We start from the raw sequence: 23938 nt of genomic DNA, 5'->3' as shown, positions 1-23938 counted from the left end.
ACAGGCCCATGCCCTAGAAAATCATGCCTAGATAGCTATTCAATTAATAGCAAATCGATGCCATGCCGGTGCGCTTCATGCCGCGCCGATGTGGGGCACCAGCGCGCCCAGGGGCTGCCCGCCCTTGAGCGCGGCGGTGAAGGCCAGCATGCGGTCGATGGGCTGGCGCGCGCGCGGGATGAGCGCCGGGTCCACGTGGATGGCGTTGGCGCCGGTTTCCAGCACGCGGGCCACGTCGGCCAGGCCGTTCATGGCCATCCAGGGGCAGTGCGCGCAGCTCTTGCAGGTGGCGCTGTTGCCGGCCGTGGGGGCCTCGTGGAAGGTCTTGCCCGGGTTGAGCGCGCGCAGCTTGTGCATCATGCCGTTGTCGGTCGCCACGATGAATTCGCGCGCATCCATCTCGCGCGCGGCCTTCAGGATGGCGGAGGTCGAGCCCACGGCATCGGCCAGCGCCACCACGTCGGCGGGGCTCTCGGGGTGCACCAGCACCTTCGCCTGCGGGTGCGCCGCCTTCAGCGCCTGCAGCTCCTCGGCCTTGAACTCGTCGTGCACGATGCAGGCGCCGTTCCAGAACAGCATGTCCGCGCCGGTCTGCTGCTGGATGTAGGCACCCAGGTGCCGGTCGGGCGCCCACAGGATCTTGTGGCCCGCCGCCTTGAGCGCGCCTACGATCTCCAGCGCGCAGCTGGAGGTGACGAGCCAGTCGGCGCGCGCCTTCACCGCCGCGCTGGTGTTGGCGTAGACGACCACGGTGCGGTCCGGGTGCACATCGCAGAACGCGCTGAACGCACCGGTGGGGCAGCCCAGGTCCAGCGAGCAGGTGGCGTCCAGGTCGGGCATGAGCACGTTTTTCTCGGGCGACAGGATCTTGGCCGTCTCGCCCATGAAGCGCACGCCCGAGACCACCAGCGTCTGCGCGGCATGGTCGCGGCCGAAGCGCGCCATCTCCAGCGAATCGCTGACCAGCCCGCCGGTTTCCTCGGCGAGGTCCTGCAGGTCCGGGTGCACGTAGTAGTGCGACACCATGACGGCGTTCTTCTCGCGCAGCAGCCGCCGGATGCGGTCCTTGAGCGCGGCGCGTTCGGTGGGCGAGGGCTCGGCAGGCACGCGGGCCCAGGCGAACTTCGTGGAGCAGACGGCGCCGTCTTCGGGCTGCTCGTACTCCACGTCCTTGATGGCGGTGGGGGTCGTCATGGGGTGGGGTCTTTCGGCCGCGAAAGGCGCGGCGCCAAGGCAGTATTCAGGGTCTTGAAGTGGGCCGCCGGCGTGCTAGGCAATGTCCTGCATGCGCATGGAGAAATCGATGGCCTTCACGTCCTTGGTCAGCGTGCCGATGGAGATGCGGTCCACGCCGGTCTCGGCCAGAGCGCGCAGGCATTCGAGCGTCACGCCGCCGGAAATCTCCAGGATGGCGCGGCCGGCGTTCCGGCGCACGGCCTCGTGCAGCATCGGGAGCGGCATGTTGTCCAGCAGCAGCATCGTCGCGCCGGCATCCAGCGCCTCCTGCAGCTGCTCCAGCGTCTCGACCTCGATCTCCACGAAGGCCGCCTGCGCGGCCACGGCCTGCGCGGCGCGCAGCACGGCCGCCACGCCACCGGCGGCGGCGATGTGGTTTTCCTTGATGAGCACCGCGTCGTGCAGGCCGATGCGGTGGTTGGTGCCGCCGCCCGTGCGCACGGCGTATTTCTGCGCCAGCCGCAGGCCGGGCAGGGTCTTGCGCGTATCGACGATCTGCGCCCGCGTGCCGCGCACGGCCTCCACGTAGGTCGCCGTCTTGGTCGCCACGGCCGACAGCAGCTGCAGGAAGTTCAGCGCCGTGCGCTCGGCGCTCAGCAGCGCGCGGGCACGGCCCTCCACCTCCAGCACCACCTGGTCGGGCGCGCAGCGCTCGCCTTCCTGCACGTGCCACACGATGCGCGCGGCCGGGTCCAGCGCCCGCACGGCCGCCTCGGCCCAGGGGCCACCGCAGATCACCGCGCTTTCGCGGGCCAGCACGCGGGCGCGCACGCGGCGCGCCGGATCGATCAGGCCGGCAGTGAGGTCGCCGGCGCCCACGTCCTCGCGCAGCGCGCGGGCAACGTCGTCCTGGGCCAGCGATGCGATGCCGCCGTCCAGGGAAAGGGGGGATTTCGTCATGGGCGGCAAGCATAGCGGCATCGCATAGACTCGCCGCACTTTCGGCCCGGCTCTGCCCATTCCCATGACCACTGCCATCCCCAACGCCTCCGCCTCGTCCGCGACGCCCTACGGCACGCTGCCGCCCGCCTCCCCCCTGCCCGAGCGCCGGCCGGTCAGCCTGCCGCGCCTGCAGCAGATGCGCGAGGCCGGCGAAAAGATCACTATGCTGACCGCCTACGACGCCACCTTCGCCGCCATGGCGGACGCGGCGGGCGTGGAATGCATCCTGGTCGGCGACTCGCTCGGCATGGTCTGCCAGGGCCTGCCCAGCACCGTGGGCGTATCGCTGGACACCATGGCCTACCACACGGCCAGCGTGGCGCGCGGCCTGCACCGCGTGCAGGGCACGGCGTGGCTGATCGCCGATTTGCCCTTCGGCACCTACGCCGAAAGCCGCGAACAGGCCCTGCGCAGCGCCTGCACGCTGATGCAGGCCGGCGCGCACATGGTCAAGCTCGAAGGCGGCGGCTGGACGGCGCCGACGGTGGAGTTCCTGGTGCAGCGCGGCGTGCCCGTGTGCGCCCACCTGGGCCTCACGCCGCAGACGGTGCACGCCCTGGGCGGGTACCGCGTGCAGGGCAAGGGCGACCTGGCCGCGCGCACCCTGCGCCAGCAGGCGTCCGAGCTGCAGAACGCGGGCGCCACCATGGTGGTGCTGGAGATGGTGCCCGCCGCGCTGGCCCGCGAGCTCACGGCCGAGTTGCCCCACTGCCACACCATCGGCATCGGGGCCGGCAGCGGCACCGCCGGCCAGGTGCTGGTGCTGCACGACATGCTGGGCATCCACCTGGCCAAGATGCCGCGCTTCGTGCACGACTTCATGCAGGAGGCGGGCAGCGTGCGCGGCGCGATGCAGGCCTATGTGCAGGCCGTCAAGGCCGGGCGCTTTCCGGACGACGCCCTGCACGCCTGGTAGGGCGGCCCGCGCCCGGGCCGCCCCTTCGGCCCGTCCCTTCCTTTTCCTGCAGCCCTCTTTTTTCTGATCGGGATGACCCATGCTCATCGCACACACCGTGGCTGACCTGCGCCAGGCCCTCGCGGGCCGGGGCCGGCCCGCTTTCGTCCCCACCATGGGCAACCTGCACGCCGGCCACATTTCACTGGTGGAGCAGGCCCGGCCGCTGGGCGACGTGACCGTGGCCAGCATCTTCGTGAACCGCCTGCAGTTCCTGCCCCACGAGGATTTCGACAGCTACCCGCGCACCTGGGACGCCGACTGCGCCCAGCTGCGCGAGGCCGGCTGCGACGTGCTCTTCGCGCCGCGCGAGGCCGACCTGTACCCCGAGCCGCAGACCTTCAAGGTGCATCCCGACCCCGCGCTGGCCGACATCCTGGAGGGGCACTTTCGCCCCGGGTTCTTCGTCGGCGTGTGCACGGTGGTGATGAAGCTCTTCGCCTGCGTGCTGGGCGCGAGCGGCGGCACGGCCGTGTTCGGCAAGAAGGACTACCAGCAGCTCATGGTGATCCGGCAGATGGTGCGGCAGTTCGCGCTGCCGGTGGACGTGGTGGCGGGGGAAACGCGGCGCGCGGACGATGGCCTGGCCCTCAGCTCGCGCAACGGCTATCTCGGGGCGCAGGAGCGGTCGCGCGCCATGCAGCTGGCCCAGGCCCTGCGCGCGCTGGCGGACGGCTTTCTCGCGGGCGGGGGCGATGCCGGCGAGCGGGAGCGCCAGGCCCTGGAAGCGCTGCGCCGCCAGGGCTGGGCACCGGACTACCTCACCGTGCGGCGCCGCCACGACCTGCAGCCGCCCGAGGCCGGCGGCCCGGCCGGCGCGGGCACGCTGGTGGCCCTGGGCGCGGCGCGGCTGGGCAACACGCGCCTGATCGACAACCTGGAATTCTGAAGGGCGCACCGCACCGGGCGGTGCCTAGCCGCGCGGGCGAGCGGCTCGGCCTCTCCTGCACCGCCGGTAGGCTCGGGACTACGCGCGCAGGTGCCCACGCCGCACAGGGGTGCCCAGGGGTGGCCTTTAAGGTTGATCCATCGACCAACCACTCTTCAGGAGAACTTCCATGCCTGTCATCCTCTGGCTTCTCGGCGTCCCACTGTCCCTCGTGCTGCTGCTCATGCTCTTCGGCGTGCTCTGAGCATCAACCCCTGCAACGGGCAAAGAAGCCCGGTGGCAGCGCTTTCAAAGGCCCTTCAAGGCCGCGAGAGTTCCGCCACCGGGCTTCTGCCCATGAGCAGCGCCACCGCATCGCGCGGCGTTCTCTGCCCGTCCAGCAACGCCACCACCGCCTCGGTGATCGGCATGTCCACCTGCAGATGGCGCGCACGCGCCAGCACCGTCCGGGCGCTGTAGACGCCTTCGGCCACATGGCCGAGCGAATCCACCGCCTGGGCCAGCGTCAACCCCTGTGCCAGGGCCTGGCCCACACGCCGGTTGCGCGACAGGTCGCCGGTCGCGGTCAGCACCAGGTCGCCCAGTCCTGACAATCCCATGAAGGTATCGGGCCGCGCACCCAGCGCCAGCCCCAGCCGCGTCATCTCTGCCAGGCCGCGCGTGATGAGGGCGGCTCGGGCGTTGAGCCCCAGGTCGAGCCCGTCGCACAGCCCCGTCGCGATGGCCAGCACGTTCTTCACCGCACCGCCCACCTCGACGCCGACGATGTCGTCATTGGCGTACACCCGCAGCGTGGGGCCATGGAACGCGTCCACCAGCAGATCGCGCACGGTGGCGTGCGGGCTGGCCGCCACCAGCGCCGTCGGCTGTCCACGGGCGGCCTCCTGCGCAAAGCTGGGGCCGCTCAACACTCCGCTGCGCAAGCCGGGGGCGACCTGCGCGCACACCTCGTGCCCCATCAGGCCCACGGCGCTGCCACTCGATGGGGCGGCTTCAAACCCTTTGCACAGCCAGGCCACCGGCACGTCCACGGCGCTCAGCACCTGGAGCATGCCGCGCAGCGCGGACATGGGCGTCGCGACCACGACCAGATCGGCGCTGGAGGCCAGCGACAACGGGTCGCCCGCGCTCAGCACCAGGGAAGAAGGGAGTTCGATGTCCGGCAGATACCGGGCGTTCTGCCGTGCGGCCTGCATGCCGGCCACCTGCTGCGCGTCGCGCGCCCACAGGGTCACGGCATGCGCCGATGGGTGCGCTGCCGCGCTGACGGCCATGGCCGTGCCCCAGGCCCCGGCCCCCAAGACGACGATGTTCATTCGTTCGTGTGCCCGAGGTTCACGCGGGAGGCGCAAAGGCCTCCCGGCGCTGCACGCGGCTTACTGCGTGATGATGGGCGACGGCGCTGCGGAGGCCACCTGGGCCTGCTGCTGCTCGTACATGGCCTGGAAGTTGATTTCGGCCAGGTGCACGGGCGGGAAGCCGGCGCGCGTGATGGTGTCGGCCACGTTGCCGCGCAGGTAGGGGTACACGATCTGCGGGCAGGCGATGCCCATGATCGGGCCCATCTGGTCTTCGGGAATGTTGCGGATCTCGAAGATGCCGGCTTGCTTGGCCTCGACCAGGAACACGGTCTTGTCCTTGATCTTGGTCTGCACGGTGGCGGTCACGGCCACCTCGAAAATGCCATCGGCCACCGGCGTGGCTTCCACGCCCAGCTGGATGTCCACGCTGGGCTGTTCCTGCTCCAACAGGATCGCGGGCGAGTTGGGCTGCTCCAGGGACAAGTCCTTCAGGTACACGCGCTGGATCTGGAACACGGGATTTTCTTCGGTAGCCATGGTGTCGGTCTTTCAGTCAGAACACTATTCGACAAAACAAAGCCCGCTGGGGAAAACGCTCCCCGCAGCGGGCACTTGGGGCTGCATTATGCAGCGCCGCAGAATCGGAAAAGCGGCAGTTCAGGCATCGGCCTGGGCACCGCCGAGCAGCGGCATCAGGCCGCCCCGGCCGTCGAGCGCGACCAGATCGTCGTGCCCGCCGACGTGCGTATCGCCGATGAAGATCTGGGGCACGGTGCGGCGCCCGGTGATTTCCATCATGTGGCTGCGGGCCACGGGGTCGAGGTCCACGCGGACTTCCTCGATCTCCTCCACGCCCTTGGACTTGAGGATCTGCTTGGCCCGAATGCAATAGGGGCAGACGGCGGTGGTGTACATCTTCACGGCTTGCATGGGAGGGCCTTCCTGCTCAAAAAATGGCTACACAACACACATTGCGGCCAACTCAGGCCTTTTCAACCGGCATGCTGGCGTCTTTCCACGCCTTCAGCCCGCCCGCCAGCGCCTGGGCATTGTCGTAGCCCAGCTTTTTGGCGATGCCCACGGCGCGCTGGGCCCGCGGGCCCTTGGCGCAAACCAGCACGATCGGCAGGGCCTTGTTCTTGACCACCTGGGGCAGACGCTCTTCCAGCTGGTTCAGGGGAATGTTCTTGGCGCCCCCTACGTGGCCCGCGGCGAATTCCTCGGGCTCGCACACGTCGATCACCACGCCCTTCTCGCGGTTGATGAGCTGCACGGCGCGTGCCGCCGTCAGCGAGCCGCCGGTGGCATCCTTGAGCAGCGGCACCAAAAGCATGCCGCCGGAGGCCAGCGCGATAAAGAACAAATACCAGTTGTCGATGATGAATTTCACGTCAGTCCTAGGGTTGGCAAACCGCTCAATTTTAGAATGCTGGATTTTGACCCGCCTGCTCTAGGGAAACCATGCACCAACTCGTCCTGATCCGCCACGGAGAATCCACCTGGAACCTCGAGAACCGCTTCACCGGTTGGACCGACGTCGATCTGACGCCCACGGGCGTGGAACAGGCCAAGAGCGCAGGCCGCCTGCTGAAGGCGGAGGGCTACGAATTCGACCTGGCCTACACCAGCATGCTCAAGCGCGCCACGCGCACGCTGTGGCACACGCTCGACGAGATGGACCGCACCTGGCTGCCGGTGCACCACAGCTGGCGCCTGAACGAGCGCCACTACGGCGCCCTGCAGGGCCTGAACAAGGCCGACATGGCCAAGCAATACGGCGATGCGCAGGTGCTGGTGTGGCGCCGCAGCTACGACACGCCGCCGCCCGCGCTGGAAGCCGCCGACCCTCGCAGCGAGCGGGGCGACCTGCGCTACGCCAGCCTGGCCCCCGAGCAGATCCCGCTGACGGAGTGCCTCAAGGACACCGTCGCGCGCGTGCTGCCGTTCTGGAACGAATCCATGGCGCCCGCCATCCGCGCCGGCAAGCGCATCGTGGTCGCGGCGCACGGCAACTCGATCCGCGCGTTGATCAAGTACCTGGACGGCATCTCGGACGACGACATCGTCGGCGTGAACATTCCGAACGGCATCCCCCTGGTCTATGAACTCGATGCGGACCTGAAACCCCTGCGCCACTACTACCTGGGCGACGCCGAAGCCGCCGCCAAGGCCGCGGCCGCAGTGGCATCGCAGGGCAAGGCGTAAAGTCCGTGTAAAGGCGGCCCGCACAGCGCAAAAGTCGCTTCCAGCGCGGAACTGCACTGGTGGCAATCTTTCCAAGGTGTATATTGAAGCGGCAAAGGTGTTTTTAATGGGCCACAAACTGAAAATCGCAGGTTGGGTGTCGATCGGCGTCGTTGCCGGGGCACTGACCACCGTCTCCCTGCAGACGGTGGCGCGCGGCGCGATGACGCCGCTGCCGCTCGAGGAAATCCAGCAGCTGTCCGCCGTGTTCGGTCTGGTGAAGACCGATTACGTCGAGCCGGTCGATGACAAGAAGCTCATCACCGACGCGATCTCGGGCATGGTGTCCAGCCTCGATCCGCACTCCCAGTATTTCGACAAGAAGTCCTTCAAGGAATTCCGCGAAGGCACTTCCGGCCGCTTCGTGGGCGTCGGGATCGAGATCACGCAGGAAGACGGGCTCATCAAGGTCGTCTCGCCCATCGAAGGCTCGCCGGCATTCCGTGCCGGGCTCAAGACGAACGACCTGATCACCAAGATCGACGACACCGCCGTCAAGGGCCTGGCCCTCAACGACGCGGTCAAGAGAATGCGCGGCGAGCCGAGCACCCAGGTCACGCTGACGATCTTCCGCAAGGACGAGAGCCGCACGTTCCCGGTGACGATCACGCGCGAAGAGATCAAGACGCAGTCCGTGAAGGGCAAGGTGATCGAGCCCGGTTATGGCTGGATCCGCCTGTCGCAGTTCCAGGAACGCACGGTGGACGACTTCGTTCGCAAGATCGAAGAGGTCTATCGCCAGGAGCCGAACCTCAAGGGCCTGGTGCTCGACCTGCGCAATGACCCGGGCGGCCTGCTGGACGCAGCCGTGGCCATCTCCGCCGCCTTCCTGCCCGAGAATGTCACCGTGGTGACCACCGACGGACAACTGGCGGAAAGCAAGGCCACGTTCAAGGCGGCACCGGAGTTCTACCAGCGCCGCGGCAATGGCGACCCGCTCAAGCGATTGCCCGCCGCCCTCAAGAGCGTGCCCCTGGTGGTGCTGGTCAATGAAGGCTCGGCCTCTGCCAGTGAAATCGTGGCCGGCGCCTTGCAGGACCACAAGCGCGCCACCATCATGGGCAGCCAGACGTTCGGCAAGGGGTCGGTGCAGACGGTGCGCCCCCTGGGTCCGGACACCGGCATCAAGCTGACCACCGCGCGCTACTACACCCCCAGCGGCAAGTCCATCCAGGCCAAGGGCATCGTGCCCGACGTGATGGTGGATGAAAGCGCCGAAGGCGATGTGTATGCATCGCTGCGCATGCGTGAGGCCGATCTCGAAAAGCACCTGACCAGCGGCCAGGGCGAAGAGAAGAAGGACGAAGCACGCGAGAAGGCCCGCGAGGAAGCGCGCAAGCGCCTTGAAGAAGAAGCCAAGAAGCCCATCGCCGACCGCAAGATGCCGGAGTTCGGTTCGGACAAGGACTTTCAGCTGGCGCAGGCCCTCAACCAATTGAAGGGCCAGACCGTACTCGTCAGCAAGACGCAGACTGAACGCAAGGAAGAGAAGAAGGAAAACTAAATCCCTTCTGGATTCACCGACGGCCGGGCGCCTTTCAGGCGCCCGGCCTTTTTCATGGCCTCGCTATCGCACCCGTTTCCAGCCCCCATGACAGACGATCAGCTACTGCGCTATTCGCGCCACATCATGCTCGACGAGATCGGGATCGAGGGCCAGGAGCGCATCCTGGCCGCCCACGCGCTCGTGATCGGAGCGGGTGGGCTGGGTTCACCCGCCGCCCTGTTCCTGGCCTCTGCCGGCGTGGGACGCATCTCCCTGGTGGACGACGATGTGGTGGACCTGACCAACCTGCAGCGCCAGATCGCCCATACCACGGAGCGTGTCGGAGAGCCCAAGGTGCATTCCGCCGCTCAAGCGCTGCAGGCTTTGAATCCGGGCGTGCGGTTGGACGCCATCCAGGCCCGGGCCGACAAGGAATGGCTCGATGACTGGGTGGGCCAGGCCACCGTGGTGCTCGACTGCAGCGACAACTATGCAACGCGCCATGCCGTGAACGCCGCTTGCGTGACCCACCGCAAGCCGCTGGTCACGGGCGCCGCCATCCGATTCGACGGGCAGATCACCGTCATCGACCCGCGCGATCCACTATCGCCGTGCTACGCCTGCATCTTCCCGCCGGACACCGCATTCGAAGAAACCCAGTGCGCCACCCTGGGCGTGTTCGCGCCGATGGTCGGAATCATCGGCGCCATGCAGGCAGCGGAAGCTCTCAAGCTCATCGCGGGGTTCGGCGAATCGCTGGCGGGACGGCTTTCGATGCTCGACGGGCGTTCCATGGAATGGACTGTGATGAAAATTCCGCGCCATGGGCATTGCAGCGTATGTGGTCACGCCACACCGTAGGAAGAATCCTACCGGCTCAGCATGTTGCTACTGGCAGAATGACACATTGGTTCCCCATAAAGTGAAGCTGTGATCACATTCTCATTCTGCCTCCGTGATCCGGACTGGACCCCACAGTGAAACTGCGCACCTACATTGTTGAAGACAACGCCACCATCCGAGAAAACCTGATCGGCACGCTCGAGGAACTGGCGGAGGTGGAAGCCGTAGGCATTGCGGAGACCGAAGACGAAGGCAAAGAGTGGCTGGCCAACAATGCAGGCCAGTGGGACCTGGCCATCGTCGATCTTTTTCTGAGACAGGGAAGCGGTCTGGGGGTCTTGGCAGCGTGCCGCAATCGCACCGCAGGCCAGAAGATGGTGGTGCTCAGCAACTATGCAACGCCGGACGTTCGCATGCGCTGCGCCCAATTGGGCGTGGATGCAGTGTTCGACAAATCCAACGAGATCGACGCACTGGTCGAATACTGTGTAGAGCACAGCACGGCCCGCCAGGCCAACCCAAAATCCGCCACCGGCTGACGCTGAAGCCGGATTCAATGCCAAGCCGCGAGGGCGCGGTCATGGGACCAGGCTCAGGCTCTTTTTCCACCCATTCCATTTGAAAACGGCCACCGATTGCCCGGTGGCCGTTTTGCTTGGGTGCTGGTTCAATCGATCAGCTTGTTCTTCAGTGCGTAGTAGGTCAGGTCGCTGTTGGACGACAGCGCCATCTTTTCCATCAGGCGCGTGCGGTAGGTGCTCACGGTCTTCACGCTGAGCGACAACGACTTGGCGATGTCGCCCGCGGTTTCGCCCTTGGCCAGCTTGAGGAACACCTGGAACTCGCGCTCCGACAGTTGTTCGTGCGGCGGCGCATCGTCCTTGCGGTTGAGCTGCTGGGCCAGCAGATCGGCCACGGCAGGGGTCAGGTAGCGGCGGCCCAGCGAGATCGTGCGAATGGCTTCGACGATCTCCTTGGGGTCGCATTCCTTGTTGAGGTAGCCGCTGGCACCCTGGCGAATCAGGTTGATGGCGTAGTGCTCCTCCGGATAGCCGCTGAGGATCAGGATGCCCATGTCGGGCGCCTTCGCACGCAGCATGGCCAGCGCATCGAGGCCGCTTTGGCCGGGCATCGACAAGTCCATGAGCAGCACGTCGATCTCCTGTGCACGAACCAGATCGATCGCCTCGCGCCCGTTGGACGCCTCACCCACCACCCGAAGGTCTACATGTTCTGACAAAAATTGTCGCAATCCCGAGCGGACAATCGCATGGTCATCCACAATGCCGATCTTGATCATTGAGCGTTCTTTCAAGGGGCAGCCAAGCTGCCCGTTATCGTTCTGGTAGCCAATTCACCCGTTGCGGGCGTGCCTGCAGCGGAACACCGCTGGCTGGTGACATTATCCAGAAATCACCCGCCTGTCTTTCGGAGAAACCTATGCGTTGGTCCAATTTTCGCAAGATGGCAGTCAGCTTGCCCCTGGCACTGCTGGCTGCATCGGCGCTGGTTGGCATCAACGAGGCCGGTTATGACCGCTCGCACGATGCGGTCAGCGCCCTCTCTCGCACCTATACCACCCGCGCCGCGCTCGATCGCATGATGCAGAACATGCTCGATGCGGAGACCGGTCTTCGGGGCTATCTGCTGACCGGTGATGAGCGTTATCTCGAGCCCTACGAGAAGGCCGCGTCCACCATCAACAGCAATCTGGACGAGTTGCGCGCCATCTTCGCCGCCTCTTCGGTCGAAGACCAGGAAGACTTCACGCAGCTTTCGCGGCAGATATCCCGCAAGATGTCCGAGCTCGATCTGAGCCTGCGGCTGCGGCGCCAGGACAACGACGACGCATGGAAGTTCGTGCTCTCCACCGATGTGGGCAAGGAGAACATGGATGCCATCCGTTCGCTGTCGGGCCGGCTGATCGAACGCAGCACCGAACGCACCAACCACAGCACGCAAGAGATCCTTCATTCCCTCATGCTGTCGCGCATCGGCATCGCGACCATGGCGGCCGTCGGGCTGCTGGCTTTCTACATGTACCTGCGGCAGGCGAGCGCACTGCAGTCGTTCAACCAGCGCGAGCAGGAAACCTTGGAGCGCGAGCGTGACCGGCTCGAACAGCTGGTACGTGAGCGCACCGCGTCCCTCACTGAGCTGGCGAACCACCTGCAGCAGGTGCGCGAGGACGAACGCGGCCATCTGGCGCGCGAACTGCATGACGAACTGGGCGCCCTGCTCACCGCGGCCAAGCTCGACGTGGCGCGCCTCAAATCCAGGGTGGACTCCCAGGTGCCCGAAATCGCCGAACGCCTCAAGCACCTGACCGACACGCTCAACAGCGGCATTGCGCTCAAGCGCCGCATCATCGAAGACCTGCGGCCCTCATCGCTGTTCAACCTGGGACTGACGGCATCGCTTGAAATCCTGGGCCGCGAGTTCGCAGAACGCAGCAATGTGGAGGTGGACCTGAATCTGGAAGCGGTGGAACTGCCCGAATCCGTTCAGCTGACCATCTACCGCATGGTCCAGGAATCGCTGACCAACATTGGCAAATACGCCAACGCCAGCAAGGTGCTGGTCGCCGTGCACAACTACCCCACGCATGTAGCGGTACAGATCCGCGACAACGGCAGCGGTTTCGACACAGGCAAGGCCAACCCTTCCGCCCATGGCTTGATGGGCATGCGCCACCGGGTCGAGGCGGCTGGCGGTCGCTTGACCGTCACCTCCGAACCTGGCGAAGGCACCCTCGTATCCGCCGTGCTGCCGCACGTGCACTGACAGCGCGGTGGGGCCCGGCGCAGCGCCCCGCACACCCTGTTTCGGCGGGACCCGCCGCCTCCAGCCACTCTTGATTTTTCAGCAGCCCTCCCTCATGGGCGGCGTCCTACATGGGTGCGCGCCAGGGACCGGCAGCCACCCTGCACTGCGAAAACTACATTCAATTCCAGGCGCTGACCAATGCGCCCCCCACCAACCCGCCGGAACTTCTGGTGCAAGAGGAGATGGATATGTTGCATTACGCAGTGGTTTTCCTGGTGATCGCTTTGATCGCCGCCCTTTTTGGCTTTGGCGGTATCGCTGCCGGCGCCGTTGGCATTGCGAAGATCCTGTTCTTCGTGTTCGTGATCATGGCCGTGGTCACCTTCGTGCTGAGCCTGCTCAAGCGCGGTTAACGCACTGAACGCACCACGTACCGAAGCGCTCACCACTCCAAAACCCCAAGGAACCCAACCATGATCGACACCCAGAACGCCGCGAAAAAAGCCGTGGATTCCGCACATAACGCCGCAGACAGCGTGCTCGACTCCGCCAAGGACGCCGTGCAATCCACCCGCGACGCTGCCAACAACACCCTGGACAAGGCCGCACGCAAAGTGGACGAACTGCATGGTGAGGTGAACCCGCTGATCGACGATCTCGCAGCCCGTGCACAAGACCTGGCATCGCGTGGCATCTCCTACTGCGCAGACACCACGGAACGCGCCCGCCGCCAGCTCAACCAGGCGGCCGACGTCACGACGCGCTACGTGGTCGAGCAGCCTGGCAAATCGATGTTGCTGGCTGCCGCCGCGGGCGCCGCAGTGGCCACGCTGTGCCTGATGAGCCGCCGCCCCCGCCGCCACGAATATTGATTCACTGGCAACTGCTTAAAACACGGCAATAACAAAGAGCGAGCGTCCCCATGTCCCCTGTCACCACCATCAACACAGCCAGCCATCCGGCGGCCCCGTCCGAAGCCCTCGTGCTCGACGAAAAGGCGCTGCATTACGCAGCAACGCAGGATCTGGATGAAGGCGCTGTCACGCCCGCCTACGGTCCGCACCGCGATGCCATCGTGAAGCTGCTGAACGACGCGCTCGCCACCGAACTGGTGTGCGTGCTGCGCTACAAGCGGCACCATTTCACGGCGGACGGACTGGAGTCGCCCGCCATCGCGGCCGAATTCCTGGTGCATGCGAACGAGGAATCCGCCCATGCGGACAAGATCGCGCAGCGCATTGTTCAACTCGGCGGCGAGCCCGACTTTTCCCCCAGTTCGCTGCAAGAGCGCAGCCACGCCGACTACGACGAATCGTCCGACCTCAAGGCCATGGTGCGAGCCAACCTGGTGGCCGAGCGCATCGCGGTGGAGGCCTACCGCCAGATGATCACCTTGATCGGAGACAAGGACCCGACGACGCGCCGGATGCTGGAAGGCATCCTGGCCGACGAAGAAGAGCATGCCGACGAACTCAAGGACTGGCTGCAACGCTGAAAGGCGACGCCGCCAACCAAGAAACAGTTCATCGACCGCGGGGGGTGCAACAGGTCGGTGGGCTGCAGAATCCCAAAGCACCCGTGTTAACAAACCAAACCAAGGAAATAACCATGAAATACGCACGTGCCCTCGCTTTTGCAGCCCTCGCTGGCGCAACCATCATCTCCGCCGGTTGCTCGGTGGCGCGCGACCAGCAGACCGTCGGCTCCTACGTGGACGATGCCGGCATCACGACCGCTGTGAAGGCCAAGATGGCTGAAGACAAGTCCGTGTCCGCCACGTCCATCAGCGTGGAAACGCTGAACGGCACCGTGCAGCTGTCGGGCTTCGCGAAGTCGCAGACCGAAAAGAACACGGCCGAATCCATCGCACGCAACACCAAGCACGTGCGTGACGTGCGCAACAGCATCGTCGTGCGTCCTTGAGGCCACGCAGGCCCCTGCGGCCTGCGGAGACCTTGCAAACACAGGCTCTTCGGAGCCTGTTTTTGTTTCGCCAACCCCTTGGGTTGCCACAGGCTTGCCGCAAGTGCAATGCAAGATTCGTCACAGGCTCTAAGCTCGCACCATGCAGGTATTCAATTGCGACCAATGCGGTCACCTCGTTTTCTTCGACAGCGTCCAATGCCTGCATTGCGGCGCCAAGCTCGCCTTCCTGCCAGACCAATTGACGATGGCGGCGCTGGTGCCAGCCGTATCGGGCCTGCGTGACGACTCGGACCTGTGGGAGCGGGTCGCGGACTCCGGCAGGGGCAGTGCCCAGCCGCTGTATCGGCTGTGCCACCACCGCACCGCGCACCGCGCCTGCAACTTCGCGCTGCAGGGCGACGACCCCCAGGCCCTGTGCGTCTCGTGCCGGCAGACGCGCATCCTCCCCGACCTGTCGGAGCCCGCCAACCTGCGGCGCTGGAAACAGATCGAACACGCCAAGCGGCAGCTTTACTACACGCTGGCCAAGCTGGGCCTGGAGCCGGCGCCCCCCGGCGAAAGCCCGGCGTTCGAATTTCTGGCCGACCAGCCGGGGTACCCCGTGATCACCGGGCATTCGAGCGGCACCATCACCCTCAACATCGCCGAAGCCGACGATGACGAACGTGCGCGCCGCCGGCTGGCGCTGCACGAGCCCTACCGCACGCTGATCGGCCACCTGCGGCACGAATCCGGGCATTTCTACTGGGACCAGCTCCTGCGCGACCAGGGCAAGCTGGACCACTTCCGTGCCGTGTTCGGCGACGAGCGCCAGGACTACGGCGCGGCGCTGCAGACCTACTACGCCAGCAGTCCGCACCTGCGGGACTGGGGCGACCACCATGTGAGCGCGTACGCCACGGCCCACCCCTGGGAAGACTGGGCCGAGACCTGGGCGCACTACCTGCACATGGTGGATCTGCTGGAAACGGCGTCGAGCTACCGCACCGGGCTTCAGATCCCGAAGCCCAAGGCAGGCGCGCCGCGCCGCTTCACGATGAACGACCCGTTCGCCACGCAATCCCCGGATTTCGATGCGATGGTCAGCGAGTGGGTACCGCTCACGCTGCTGCTCAACAGCCTGAACCGCAGCCTGGGCCAGCAGGATGCCTATCCGTTCGCCCTGTCATCCGGGGCGCTCGCCAAGCTGCGCTTCGTGCATGAACTGGTGCAGTCCGCCCGCAACCGCGCACGGCCCGAGCCGCTGAAAGCACGGCAAGCCTGACGGCGCCGGCCGCGAACTCGCCTCAGGCGGACTGGGCGCGCACCTTGACGGCCAGGCGTTCGGACACTTCCGGGGAAACGAACTTGTCCACCTCGCCACCCAAGAGGGCGATCTCGCGCACGAAAGTGCTGCTGATGAACTGGAACTTGTCGCTGGGCGTGAGAAAGACGGTTTCCACCTCGGGCATGAGGCTGCGGTTCATGCCGGCCAGCTGGAACTCGTAGTCGAAATCGGTCACGGCGCGCAGGCCGCGCACCATGGCCTTGCCGCCGCGCTCGACCACGAAGTCGCGCAGCAGGCCGGAGAAGGTCTCGACCTGTACCTGCGGATAGCCACGCACCGCTTCGCGGACCATCTCGATGCGCTCTTCCAGGCTGAACAGCGTCTTCTTGTGGTGCCCTGCCGCCACGGCCACGATGACCCGTCCGAAGAGCTGCGTGGCGCGGCGCACCACGTCTTCATGGCCCAGCGTGATGGGATCGAAGGTGCCGGGATAGATGGCGAGGACGTTCTGGGCCATGGCGTGGTCGCTCCTTTTCGGTCTGGCGGAAGGGGGCACACGCGGTTGGGCGGGCGCAGGGGCGGATTATGCAGCGGGCGGAAAGGCCGCCTCTGCGGCAGTGATGGCCGAGGGCATTCAAAGCAAAAAATGCCTCCAGCGCATATTCCACTATGGCATTACGCTACAAATTCAATAGCATCACTGTTTTTGGAGGAGATGGGCGTGCACGGCGCCGGCCTTCAGATGGCGGTGCACCGCCAGCCCCAGTTCTGCCAGCACGGCCTCATCCCAGGCCTGCGGCGCTTCCAGGTAGATGAAACCCTGGGCCACCACCGCCTGGGCCGCCGCGGCGATCGCAGGCTCGAACAGGGCGCCATCGAACGGCGGGTCCAGAAACACCAAATGCAGGCTGCCTGGCGCGCAGTGCCGCAGCGCAGCCACGCCGTCGCCCCGCTGAACCCGCACCGCCATGGCCTGCAGGCGCTGCTGCAGCGAGTGCAGTTGCTCAACCAGCGCCGGATCGTTCTCGACCAGCTGCACGGCCGTGGCGCCGCGCGAGGCGGCCTCGAACCCCAGGGCGCCCGTGCCCGCGAAGGCGTCGAGGCAGCGCCAACCGGTCAGGTCCTGACCCAGCCAGTTGAAGAGCGTCTCGCGCACCCGGTCGGGCGTGGGGCGCAGGCCGGGGCGTTGCGCCACGGGCAGGCGCGTGCGCTTCCACTGCCCGCCGATGATGCGGACCTCGCCCGCGCCTTTCACCGCGGGCGCCTTGGCCGCGGGCTTCTTCGCGGCGGCCCCTGACCTAGCCGGCGCTGCCGGCGCGGCGCGGCGTGCGGGCCGGTTCAAGGCTGGCCCCCGACCACCACGGTCACCATGCGGTCGGGCTGCAGCTTGCGCGCCATGGCGGCGCGCACATCGGCGGCCGTCAGGGCCTGCACGCGGTCGGTCCAGTGCTCCAGGTAGTCCAGCGGCAGGTCGTTCCACGCGATGTTGACGACGTTGGCCAGCAGCTTGCGGTTGCTGTCGATGCGCAGCGCGAAGCCGCCGATCAGGTTGTCCTTGGCGGCCTTGAGCTGGGCCTCGGTCGGGCCCTGCGCCACGAAGCGAGCGAGCACGTCGCGCGACACCTTCACGGCCTCGGCGGCCTGGTCGGGACGGGTCTGCAGCCCGACCAGGAAGACGCCGGTGTTCAGGCCCGGCGAGAACTGGCTGTACACGCTGTAGCTCAGGCCGCGCTTTTCGCGCACTTCGCTGGTCAGCAGCGAGGTGAAGCCGCCGCCGCCCAGGATGTGGTTGCCCACCAGCAGGGCCAAAAAGTCAGGGTCGCGCCGCGCAAAGCCCGGCTGGCCGATCAGCACATGCGCCTGCGCCGAAGCGAAGGGAATGTCCTGCTGCACCGGCGCGGCCAGCGCCTGCACTTCGGGCACGGGCGGCAGCGGCTGGCAGGTGGCCGGATCGCGCGCGGGCATCTGCGACAGCAGCGTGGCCACCAGCGCCTGCGCCTGTGGGCGCGTGACGGCCCCGACGATGCTCACGCGGGCCCGGCAGGTTTCGACGTAGCGCCCATGGTAGGCCTGCATGTCCGCGATCTCGATGCGGCCCAGGGTTTCGGGTGTCGTGCGCTGGCCGTAGGGGTGGCTGCCGTACACCGCGCTGCCGAAGGCCTTGGCCGCGGCCGTGCCGGGGCGGGTTTCCGCCTCTTTCAAAGCGGCGGCCCAACGTGAACGCTCGCGCTGCCAGATGTCCTGCGGAAAGCTCGGCTGGGCCAGTTGCCGGGCTGCGAGCCGCGCCGCGCGGTCCAGCAGGTCGGGCTCGGTGAGCGAGCGCAGCGAAAAGCTCAGGCCGTCGCGGTCGGCCGCAGCCTCGAAGCTCGCGCCCAGATCGGCCCAGGCTTCGCCGAGCGCGTTTTCGTCCATGGCGGGCTCATCGCCCTGGGCGCGCACGCCCTTGGACGACATGGCCGCCACGGCACTCGCCAGGCCCGCCTGCGCGGCCGGGTCGCGGCGCGCGCCGGCATCGAAGTCCACCTGCACGTCGACCATCGGAATGGCCGGGCTCTCCACCAGCCAGACGCGGGCGCCGCTCGGCTCCGTCCAGTGCTGGATGGGCAGCAGCGCCCAGGCGGGGTGGGCCAGGCACAAGGCCCCGGCAAAGGCGAGGCACGCGCGTGCGGCCATGCGTTGGAAGGTTTTCATGGGGGGTGTCCTGCGCGTTCTCATCAATGCATCCGCCCGTCGGCGCCGGCTGCGGGGGCGGCGCGCTTGGCGCCAGGGGCCATGGGTTGCGGCAGCAGCGTGCCCACCGTGAGCTGGTCGTCGCCGAAGTAGCGGGCCGCCACCGATTGCACCTGGGCGGGCGTCACCGCGCGCAGCAGGGCGATCAGGCGCGCGTCGGCGTCGGGGGGCAGGCCCTGCACCCAGTTGCTGCCCAGGTCGCTGGCCTGGTTTTGCAGCGAATCGCGCTGGTAGATGGTGGAGGCCGCCCACTGCGTCTTCACGCGGGCCAGTTCGGCCTCGCTCACGCCTTCGCGGGCGATGCGGGCGACCTCGGCGCGCAGGGCGTCCTCGACCTGCTGCGGGGTCTTGCCGGGGGCCGGCACGCCGGTCAGCAGGAACACGCTGGGGCCGCGGCCCACGACGGAGGCGGAGCTGTCCGAACTGTCGGCCACACGGTCGGGGCCCTGACTCAAGGCGCGCTCCAGGCGCGCACCGTCGTAGCCGCTGAGCACGGCCGACAGCACCAGCAGCGACAACGCATCGCGGTCGCTATCGGCCATGTTCTCCAGGCGCGTGATGCTCGGCGCGCGGAACGCCAGGGCCACATAGGCCTGCTCGGCCGGCGCCTTGTAGGCGATGCGGCGGATGCCCTGCTGCACGGGCTCCACGCGCGGCTTGCGGGCCGGCACGGCGCGCACGGGAATGCGGCCGTAGTACTTTTCCGCCAGCACGCGGACCTTGTCGGGGTCCACGTCGCCGGCCACCACGACGACCGCGTTGGCCGGCACGTACCACTGGCGGTGGAAGGCGCGCACGTCGTCGGCGGTCATGGCATCGAGATCGCTCATCCAGCCGACGACGGGCCGGCGGTAGGGCGAGGCGATGAACGTGGCGGCGTAGAGCTGCTCGATGAGCGCGGCCCGGGGCTGGTCTTCGGTGCGCATGCGGCGCTCTTCCTTGACCACCTCGATCTCGCGCTTGAACTCGGCGTCGGGCCACTGGTTGTTGGCGAAGCGGTCGGCTTCGAGCTTCATCACGTCTTCCAGCCGGTTCGCGGGGATCTGCTGGTAATAGCCGGTGTAATCGCGGCTGGTGAAGGCGTTTTCCTGCCCGCCCAGCGCAGCCACGCGGCGCGAGAACTCGCCCGGCGGCACGGTCTTGGAGCCCTTGAACATCATGTGCTCCAGCGCGTGGGCCACGCCGGAGGTGCCATCCACCTCGTCCATCGCGCCGACCCGCAACCAGACCATGTGCACCGCCGTGGGCGCCCGGCGATCGGGCTGCACGAGCAGCTGCATGCCGTTCTTCAAGGTGAATTGCCGAACCCCCGTGGACGGCGGGCGCTGCGCCTGCGTGTCCTGGGCCGAGGGAGAAAGGGGGGTGGGAGCGGATGGCGGGGTTTGGGCCCCGGCATGCACGCAGGCCAGCAGGCCCAGAAGGGTGATAGCGCGTTTCATAGAATGGATGCGATTCTAAGAACCCTCCAATGTTCAGTTTTTTCAAGAAAAAGCCCGCCGCCCCCACCGAGCCGCAAGCCCCCCATCCCGCGGAGGCTGCGCCAGCGGTTTCCGTGCCTGCAACGCCCGCCGCCGACGCGCTCTCGCCGCCCTCCGCAGCCCCTTCGAGTGCCCCTGCGGCCTCCGGGGGTTTCGGGTGGCTGAAGAAACCGTTCGCCAAGGCGCCGGTGGAGGTGCCGGTGGCGCCGCCGCCCGTTGTCCATGCCCCGGTGCAGCCGCCAGCCCCGGTCGCGGCGCCCGCGCCCATCGCGCCTGCGGCACCCGTGGCACCCACGGCACCCGCGCCGGCTGCGGTTACACCCCCCTCTCCCGCACCCATCACGCCCCCCGTGGCTGCCCCTGTGATGGCACCGGTGCCGGCCCCGGCGGCCCCCACAGTGGCGCGTGTTCCTGCGCCTGTTTCCACGCCCGTCGTGCCGCCCGTGCATGCCCCGGCGGCGGTGCCCGCCGTGCCGGTCCCACCACCGGCGATGCCCACCCCGGCCGCACCGCCCTTGCAGCCCGCGCCCGCCGAGCGCAAGGGCTGGATGGACCGCCTGAAGAACGGCCTGCGCAAGACCGGCAGCAGCATCGCCACGGTCTTCACCGGCACCCAGATCAACGACGCGCTGTACGAAGAGCTGGAAGAGGCCCTGCTGATGGCCGACACCGGCGTGAAGGCCACGCAGCACCTGCTGGACGACCTCAAGCGCCGCGTCAAGGACACCAAGACCACCGATCCGGCCGCCGTGAAGGCTCTGCTGGCCGAGGCCCTGGCCGACCTGCTGCGGCCGCTGGAGAAATCGCTGGTCATCGGCCGCTACACGCCCACCGTGATCATGGTGGCGGGGGTCAACGGCGCGGGCAAGACGACCTCCATCGGCAAGCTGACCAAGCACCTGGCCAACGAGGGCGCGGCGGTTCTGCTGGCCGCGGCCGACACCTTCCGGGCGGCGGCGCGCGAGCAGCTCGGCGTCTGGGCCGACCGCAACACGGTCGAGATCGTGAGCCAGGACGGCGGCGATCCCGCAGCGGTGAGCTTCGATGCCGTCACCGCCGGCAAGGCGCGCGGCAAGGACGTGGTGCTGGTCGATACCGCCGGGCGCCTGCCGACGCAACTGCACCTGATGCAGGAGCTGCAGAAAATCAAGCGCGTGGTCACCAAGGCGGATGCGACGGCGCCGCACGAGGTGCTGCTGGTGATCGATGGCAACACGGGACAGAACGCACTGGCCCAGGTGCGCTCCTTCGACGATGCGCTGCAGCTGACCGGCCTCATCGTGACCAAGCTCGACGGCACGGCCAAGGGCGGCGTGCTGGCTGCCATCGCGCAGGAACGCCCCATTCCGGTGTACTTCATCGGCGTGGGCGAGAAGCTGGAAGACCTGGAAACCTTCAACGCCAAGGAATTCGCGCAAGCTTTGCTGACTTGACCGATCGGCGAACGGAGTCCGAAGCCCCTTGCCACGTGTGCCGGGGGCTGGGCGACCGGGACGGATTGGTGCCATCCGGTGAATTGATTGTTCACAAAACGAAGTTTTTGGATTTTTTCGCTACTAATTCAATAGCACTATACCCTTTGAATTGCTGCGCCGACGCCCTTTTTCCCGACAATAACGCATCTCCCACGTCCTACGCCGGTGCGGGAACTAGTCCCTTAGCACTCCCTCATATGGAGTGCTAACATGAATGTCATGGAAGAAAGGATCTCTGGAATGACGCTTCAATCTGGAACCGCAGCCACCGCTCTGGCTCCCGCCAATCCTTGGGCGCTCATCCCCCCCTTGGGCAATCTGGACGCCTACATCTCGGCGGTGAACCGCCTTCCGCTGCTCACGGCGGAAGAAGAGCGCACATACGCGCGCCAGCTCAAGGACAACAACGACGTGGATGCCGCTGGCCGCATGGTGATGTCGCACCTGCGTCTGGTGGTCTCCATCGCCCGCCAGTACCTCGGCTACGGCCTGCCCCACGGCGACCTGATCCAGGAAGGCAACGTGGGCCTGATGAAGGCCGTCAAGCGTTTCGACCCCGATCAGAACGTGCGCCTGGTGAGCTACGCCATGCACTGGATCAAGGCGGAGATTCACGAGTACATCCTGAAGAACTGGCGCATGGTCAAGGTGGCCACGACGAAGTCGCAGCGCAAGCTGTTCTTCAACCTGCGCTCGATGAAGCAGGGCTTCAAGGCCGATGCGGCCGCCGCCGATGCAGCCACCCATCGCGACACGCTCTCCGAGCGCGAAATCGATGCAGTGGCACAGCACTTGAACGTCAAGCGCGAAGAGGTCATCGAGATGGAAACCCGCCTGTCGGGCGGCGACGTGATGCTGGACCCCTCGCCCTCCGATGACGGCGAACAGGCCTACGGCCCCATCGCCTACCTGGCCGATGGTGCCCATGAGCCCACCGCCATGATCGAATCGCGCCAGCGCGATGCCCTGGCCACCGACGGCATCGCCGCCGCCCTCTCGGGCCTGGACGATCGCAGCCGCCGCATCGTGGAAGAGCGCTGGCTCAAGGTGAACGACGACGGCTCCGGCGGCATGACGCTGCACGAGCTGGCCGCCGTGTACGGCGTGAGCGCCGAACGCATCCGCCAGATTGAAGTGGCCGCGATGAAGAAGATGAAAAAGGCCCTGGTCGAGTACGCTTGACCGGCTGGCCACCCGCCTTCGCAGGCGGCTGGCATGGCGATAATCCCGAGCGCGCAATCCCCTGCGGATTGCGCGCTTTTTTCATGGGTGCGTCGGCTGCCGGTGCCCCCGATCTCCAAGGACACGACCCCCATGACTTTTCCTGCCGTTCGACGCCGCACGCTGATGGTGGCCCTTTCGCTCGCTGGCGCTCTGGGCACGGCCACGGCCCAATCGGCACCCGGCGCACTGGCGACGCCGGGGTGGCCGAGCAAGCCGCTGCGCATCATCGTGGGCTTTCCGCCGGGATCGTCGCCGGACCTGACGGCGCGCACGTTCTCCGAGCCGCTGGCGCAGGCGTTGGGCCATCCGGTGATCGTGGAAAACAAGGTAGGCGCGGGCGGCAACATCGGCGCCGATGCGGTGGCCAAGGCGACCGATGGCCACACCATCGGCCTGTTCATCAACGGCAACCTGACCATCGCCAAGCTGCTCAACCCGGCCGTGCCCTACGATCCGCAGAAGGACCTCGCGCCGCTGAGCCTGGTGGGCACTTCGCCGCTGGTGCTGACCGCCCCGGCCTCGCAGCCGGACGGGCCGGCCCATGCCGATGCGCGCGCGTTTCTCGCAGCGGCGCGGCAGGCCGGCAGCCGCTGGAGCTACGGCACGCCGGGCGTGGGAACGGTGGGCCACCTGGGCACGGAACTGCTCAAGGCCCGCGCCGGCATCGCGCCGGTGCACGTGCCCTACCCCGGCTACCCGCAGGTGGCCACGGGCATGCTGGGCGGACAGCTGCAGATGGCGCTGCTGCCGCCTGCGCTCGCCCTGTCGCAGGAACGCACGGGCAAGCTGCGCCTCATCGGCGTCACCTCGGCCGGTCGCAGCACGCTCGTGCCTGGCGTGCCCAGCCTGGCGGAGGCCGGCGTGCCGGACCTGAACCTGGAGATCTGGAACGCATTCGCGGCGCCGGCCACCATGCCCGCTGCGGTGCAGGCGCGGCTGTCGGCGCTGATCGCCGACATCGCCCGCAGCCCCGACGTTCGGGCCAAGCTGTTCCAGCAAGGCTGGCAGGTGGCCGGGACCTCGCCGCAGGGGCTGGCGAACCGCATCCAGGCGGACACCGCGCTCATGGCCCGCGTGATCCGCACACAGGGCATCCGGGCCGACTGACGCCCTGCCCCGGTGGGGCGCGCTGCGCCTCCACCGATGTTGATGCAGATCATGCCCCGCGGGGCCCGT

General features: G+C 67.1%; 26 protein-coding genes. 15 read left to right on the top strand and 11 right to left on the bottom strand.

Annotation, left to right across the window (positions count from 1 at the left end; translation table 11 throughout):
- Positions 1-75: 75 nt before the first annotated feature.
- A complete protein-coding gene (nadA, locus tag R1Z03_RS01835; RefSeq protein WP_317356328.1) occupies positions 76-1194 on the bottom strand; it encodes a quinolinate synthase NadA in 1119 nt (372 codons plus the stop codon).
- A gap of 75 nt (positions 1195-1269) precedes the next feature.
- Complete coding sequence (gene nadC / locus R1Z03_RS01830; protein ID WP_317356326.1) at positions 1270-2136, bottom strand: carboxylating nicotinate-nucleotide diphosphorylase; 867 nt, start codon at positions 2134-2136, stop codon at positions 1270-1272.
- 64 nt (positions 2137-2200) lie between these two features.
- Between nadC and panB the strand changes: the two genes are divergently transcribed.
- Together panB and panC are read left to right on the top strand one after the other, a co-directional pair.
- Positions 2201-3094: a 3-methyl-2-oxobutanoate hydroxymethyltransferase gene (gene panB / locus R1Z03_RS01825; protein WP_284429343.1), complete on the top strand. Its 894-nt coding sequence runs from the start codon at positions 2201-2203 to the stop codon at positions 3092-3094.
- 79 nt (positions 3095-3173) lie between these two features.
- Entirely contained in the window at positions 3174-4022 is an 849-nt protein-coding gene (gene panC, locus R1Z03_RS01820) for a pantoate--beta-alanine ligase (protein ID WP_317356323.1), read from the top strand.
- 299 nt (positions 4023-4321) lie between these two features.
- On the opposite strand, the gene R1Z03_RS01815 is transcribed toward panC, so the two are convergent.
- The 4 genes from R1Z03_RS01815 to R1Z03_RS01800 all read right to left on the bottom strand — a co-directional run bounded on the left by R1Z03_RS01815 (position 4322) and on the right by R1Z03_RS01800 (position 6713).
- A complete protein-coding gene (locus R1Z03_RS01815; protein WP_317356321.1) occupies positions 4322-5338 on the bottom strand; it encodes an NAD(P)H-dependent glycerol-3-phosphate dehydrogenase in 1017 nt (338 codons plus the stop codon).
- Positions 5339-5398: 60 nt separating this feature from the next.
- Positions 5399-5860, bottom strand: coding sequence for a protein-export chaperone SecB (gene secB, locus R1Z03_RS01810; RefSeq protein ID WP_092741496.1), 462 nt, complete (start codon positions 5858-5860; stop codon positions 5399-5401).
- 120 nt (positions 5861-5980) lie between these two features.
- Positions 5981-6253: a glutaredoxin 3 gene (grxC, locus tag R1Z03_RS01805; RefSeq protein WP_272565005.1), complete on the bottom strand. Its 273-nt coding sequence runs from the start codon at positions 6251-6253 to the stop codon at positions 5981-5983.
- 52 nt (positions 6254-6305) lie between these two features.
- Complete coding sequence (locus R1Z03_RS01800) at positions 6306-6713, bottom strand: rhodanese-like domain-containing protein (RefSeq protein WP_284427225.1); 408 nt, start codon at positions 6711-6713, stop codon at positions 6306-6308.
- Between the two features lie 71 nt (positions 6714-6784).
- Here R1Z03_RS01800 and gpmA point away from each other — a divergent pair, with 71 nt between their 5' ends.
- The 4 genes from gpmA to R1Z03_RS01780 all read left to right on the top strand — a co-directional run bounded on the left by gpmA (position 6785) and on the right by R1Z03_RS01780 (position 10435).
- Positions 6785-7528 (top strand): 2,3-diphosphoglycerate-dependent phosphoglycerate mutase, encoded by a 744-nt coding sequence (gene gpmA, locus R1Z03_RS01795; RefSeq protein ID WP_272565006.1) that lies wholly within the window; start codon positions 6785-6787, stop codon positions 7526-7528.
- Between the two features lie 106 nt (positions 7529-7634).
- The gene (locus R1Z03_RS01790) at positions 7635-9071 is read left to right on the top strand and encodes a S41 family peptidase (protein ID WP_284427224.1); all 1437 of its coding nucleotides are present in this window, start codon (positions 7635-7637) and stop codon (positions 9069-9071) included.
- 87 nt (positions 9072-9158) lie between these two features.
- Positions 9159-9914 carry a molybdopterin-synthase adenylyltransferase MoeB gene (locus tag R1Z03_RS01785; RefSeq protein WP_284429347.1) on the top strand — a complete coding sequence of 252 codons (756 nt, stop codon included), beginning with the start codon at positions 9159-9161 and terminating at the stop codon, positions 9912-9914.
- A 116-nt stretch (positions 9915-10030) separates the two neighbouring features.
- Positions 10031-10435 (top strand): response regulator, encoded by a 405-nt coding sequence (locus tag R1Z03_RS01780; protein WP_272565009.1) that lies wholly within the window; start codon positions 10031-10033, stop codon positions 10433-10435.
- A 128-nt stretch (positions 10436-10563) separates the two neighbouring features.
- Here the strand turns inward: R1Z03_RS01780 and R1Z03_RS01775 are convergent, their stop codons facing one another.
- The gene (locus R1Z03_RS01775) at positions 10564-11196 is read right to left on the bottom strand and encodes a response regulator transcription factor (RefSeq protein WP_092741509.1); all 633 of its coding nucleotides are present in this window, start codon (positions 11194-11196) and stop codon (positions 10564-10566) included.
- Positions 11197-11336: 140 nt separating this feature from the next.
- Between R1Z03_RS01775 and R1Z03_RS01770 the strand changes: the two genes are divergently transcribed.
- The 6 genes from R1Z03_RS01770 to R1Z03_RS01745 all read left to right on the top strand — a co-directional run bounded on the left by R1Z03_RS01770 (position 11337) and on the right by R1Z03_RS01745 (position 15852).
- Positions 11337-12680 (top strand): CHASE3 domain-containing protein, encoded by a 1344-nt coding sequence (locus tag R1Z03_RS01770; protein WP_317356315.1) that lies wholly within the window; start codon positions 11337-11339, stop codon positions 12678-12680.
- A 230-nt stretch (positions 12681-12910) separates the two neighbouring features.
- Complete coding sequence (locus R1Z03_RS01765; RefSeq protein WP_011796896.1) at positions 12911-13075, top strand: DUF1328 domain-containing protein; 165 nt, start codon at positions 12911-12913, stop codon at positions 13073-13075.
- 60 nt (positions 13076-13135) lie between these two features.
- Complete coding sequence (locus R1Z03_RS01760) at positions 13136-13534, top strand: hypothetical protein (protein WP_272565011.1); 399 nt, start codon at positions 13136-13138, stop codon at positions 13532-13534.
- A gap of 50 nt (positions 13535-13584) precedes the next feature.
- The gene (locus R1Z03_RS01755) at positions 13585-14157 is read left to right on the top strand and encodes a ferritin-like domain-containing protein (protein WP_317356312.1); all 573 of its coding nucleotides are present in this window, start codon (positions 13585-13587) and stop codon (positions 14155-14157) included.
- A 113-nt stretch (positions 14158-14270) separates the two neighbouring features.
- Positions 14271-14585, top strand: coding sequence for a BON domain-containing protein (locus R1Z03_RS01750; RefSeq protein ID WP_092741513.1), 315 nt, complete (start codon positions 14271-14273; stop codon positions 14583-14585).
- Positions 14586-14727: 142 nt separating this feature from the next.
- The gene (locus tag R1Z03_RS01745; protein ID WP_317356308.1) at positions 14728-15852 is read left to right on the top strand and encodes a putative zinc-binding peptidase; all 1125 of its coding nucleotides are present in this window, start codon (positions 14728-14730) and stop codon (positions 15850-15852) included.
- Positions 15853-15874: 22 nt separating this feature from the next.
- On the opposite strand, the gene coaD is transcribed toward R1Z03_RS01745, so the two are convergent.
- From coaD to R1Z03_RS01725, 4 genes are all read right to left on the bottom strand, one after another.
- Entirely contained in the window at positions 15875-16372 is a 498-nt protein-coding gene (gene coaD / locus R1Z03_RS01740; protein WP_284429351.1) for a pantetheine-phosphate adenylyltransferase, read from the bottom strand.
- 180 nt (positions 16373-16552) lie between these two features.
- The gene (gene rsmD, locus R1Z03_RS01735) at positions 16553-17197 is read right to left on the bottom strand and encodes a 16S rRNA (guanine(966)-N(2))-methyltransferase RsmD (protein ID WP_317356305.1); all 645 of its coding nucleotides are present in this window, start codon (positions 17195-17197) and stop codon (positions 16553-16555) included.
- Positions 17194-18546 (bottom strand): pitrilysin family protein, encoded by a 1353-nt coding sequence (locus R1Z03_RS01730; protein ID WP_372588227.1) that lies wholly within the window; start codon positions 18544-18546, stop codon positions 17194-17196. The genes rsmD and R1Z03_RS01730 overlap by 4 nt, the downstream gene beginning before the upstream one ends.
- A 23-nt stretch (positions 18547-18569) precedes the next feature.
- The gene (locus tag R1Z03_RS01725) at positions 18570-20024 is read right to left on the bottom strand and encodes a pitrilysin family protein (protein ID WP_317356303.1); all 1455 of its coding nucleotides are present in this window, start codon (positions 20022-20024) and stop codon (positions 18570-18572) included.
- 29 nt (positions 20025-20053) lie between these two features.
- Between R1Z03_RS01725 and ftsY the strand changes: the two genes are divergently transcribed.
- The 3 genes from ftsY (at position 20054) to R1Z03_RS01710 (ending at position 23869) form a co-directional block, all read left to right on the top strand.
- Positions 20054-21496, top strand: coding sequence for a signal recognition particle-docking protein FtsY (ftsY, locus tag R1Z03_RS01720; RefSeq protein ID WP_317356301.1), 1443 nt, complete (start codon positions 20054-20056; stop codon positions 21494-21496).
- 282 nt (positions 21497-21778) lie between these two features.
- Positions 21779-22720, top strand: coding sequence for an RNA polymerase sigma factor RpoH (rpoH, locus tag R1Z03_RS01715; RefSeq protein WP_272565019.1), 942 nt, complete (start codon positions 21779-21781; stop codon positions 22718-22720).
- Positions 22721-22852: 132 nt separating this feature from the next.
- Complete coding sequence (locus R1Z03_RS01710) at positions 22853-23869, top strand: tripartite tricarboxylate transporter substrate-binding protein (RefSeq protein WP_317356299.1); 1017 nt, start codon at positions 22853-22855, stop codon at positions 23867-23869.
- Positions 23870-23938: the final 69 nt, after the last annotated feature.

This window comes from Acidovorax sp. BLS4, from assembly GCF_032929295.1.
Taxonomy (GTDB): Bacteria; Pseudomonadota; Gammaproteobacteria; order Burkholderiales; family Burkholderiaceae_C; genus Paracidovorax.
This window is presented reverse-complemented; position numbering and strand designations above follow the sequence as displayed.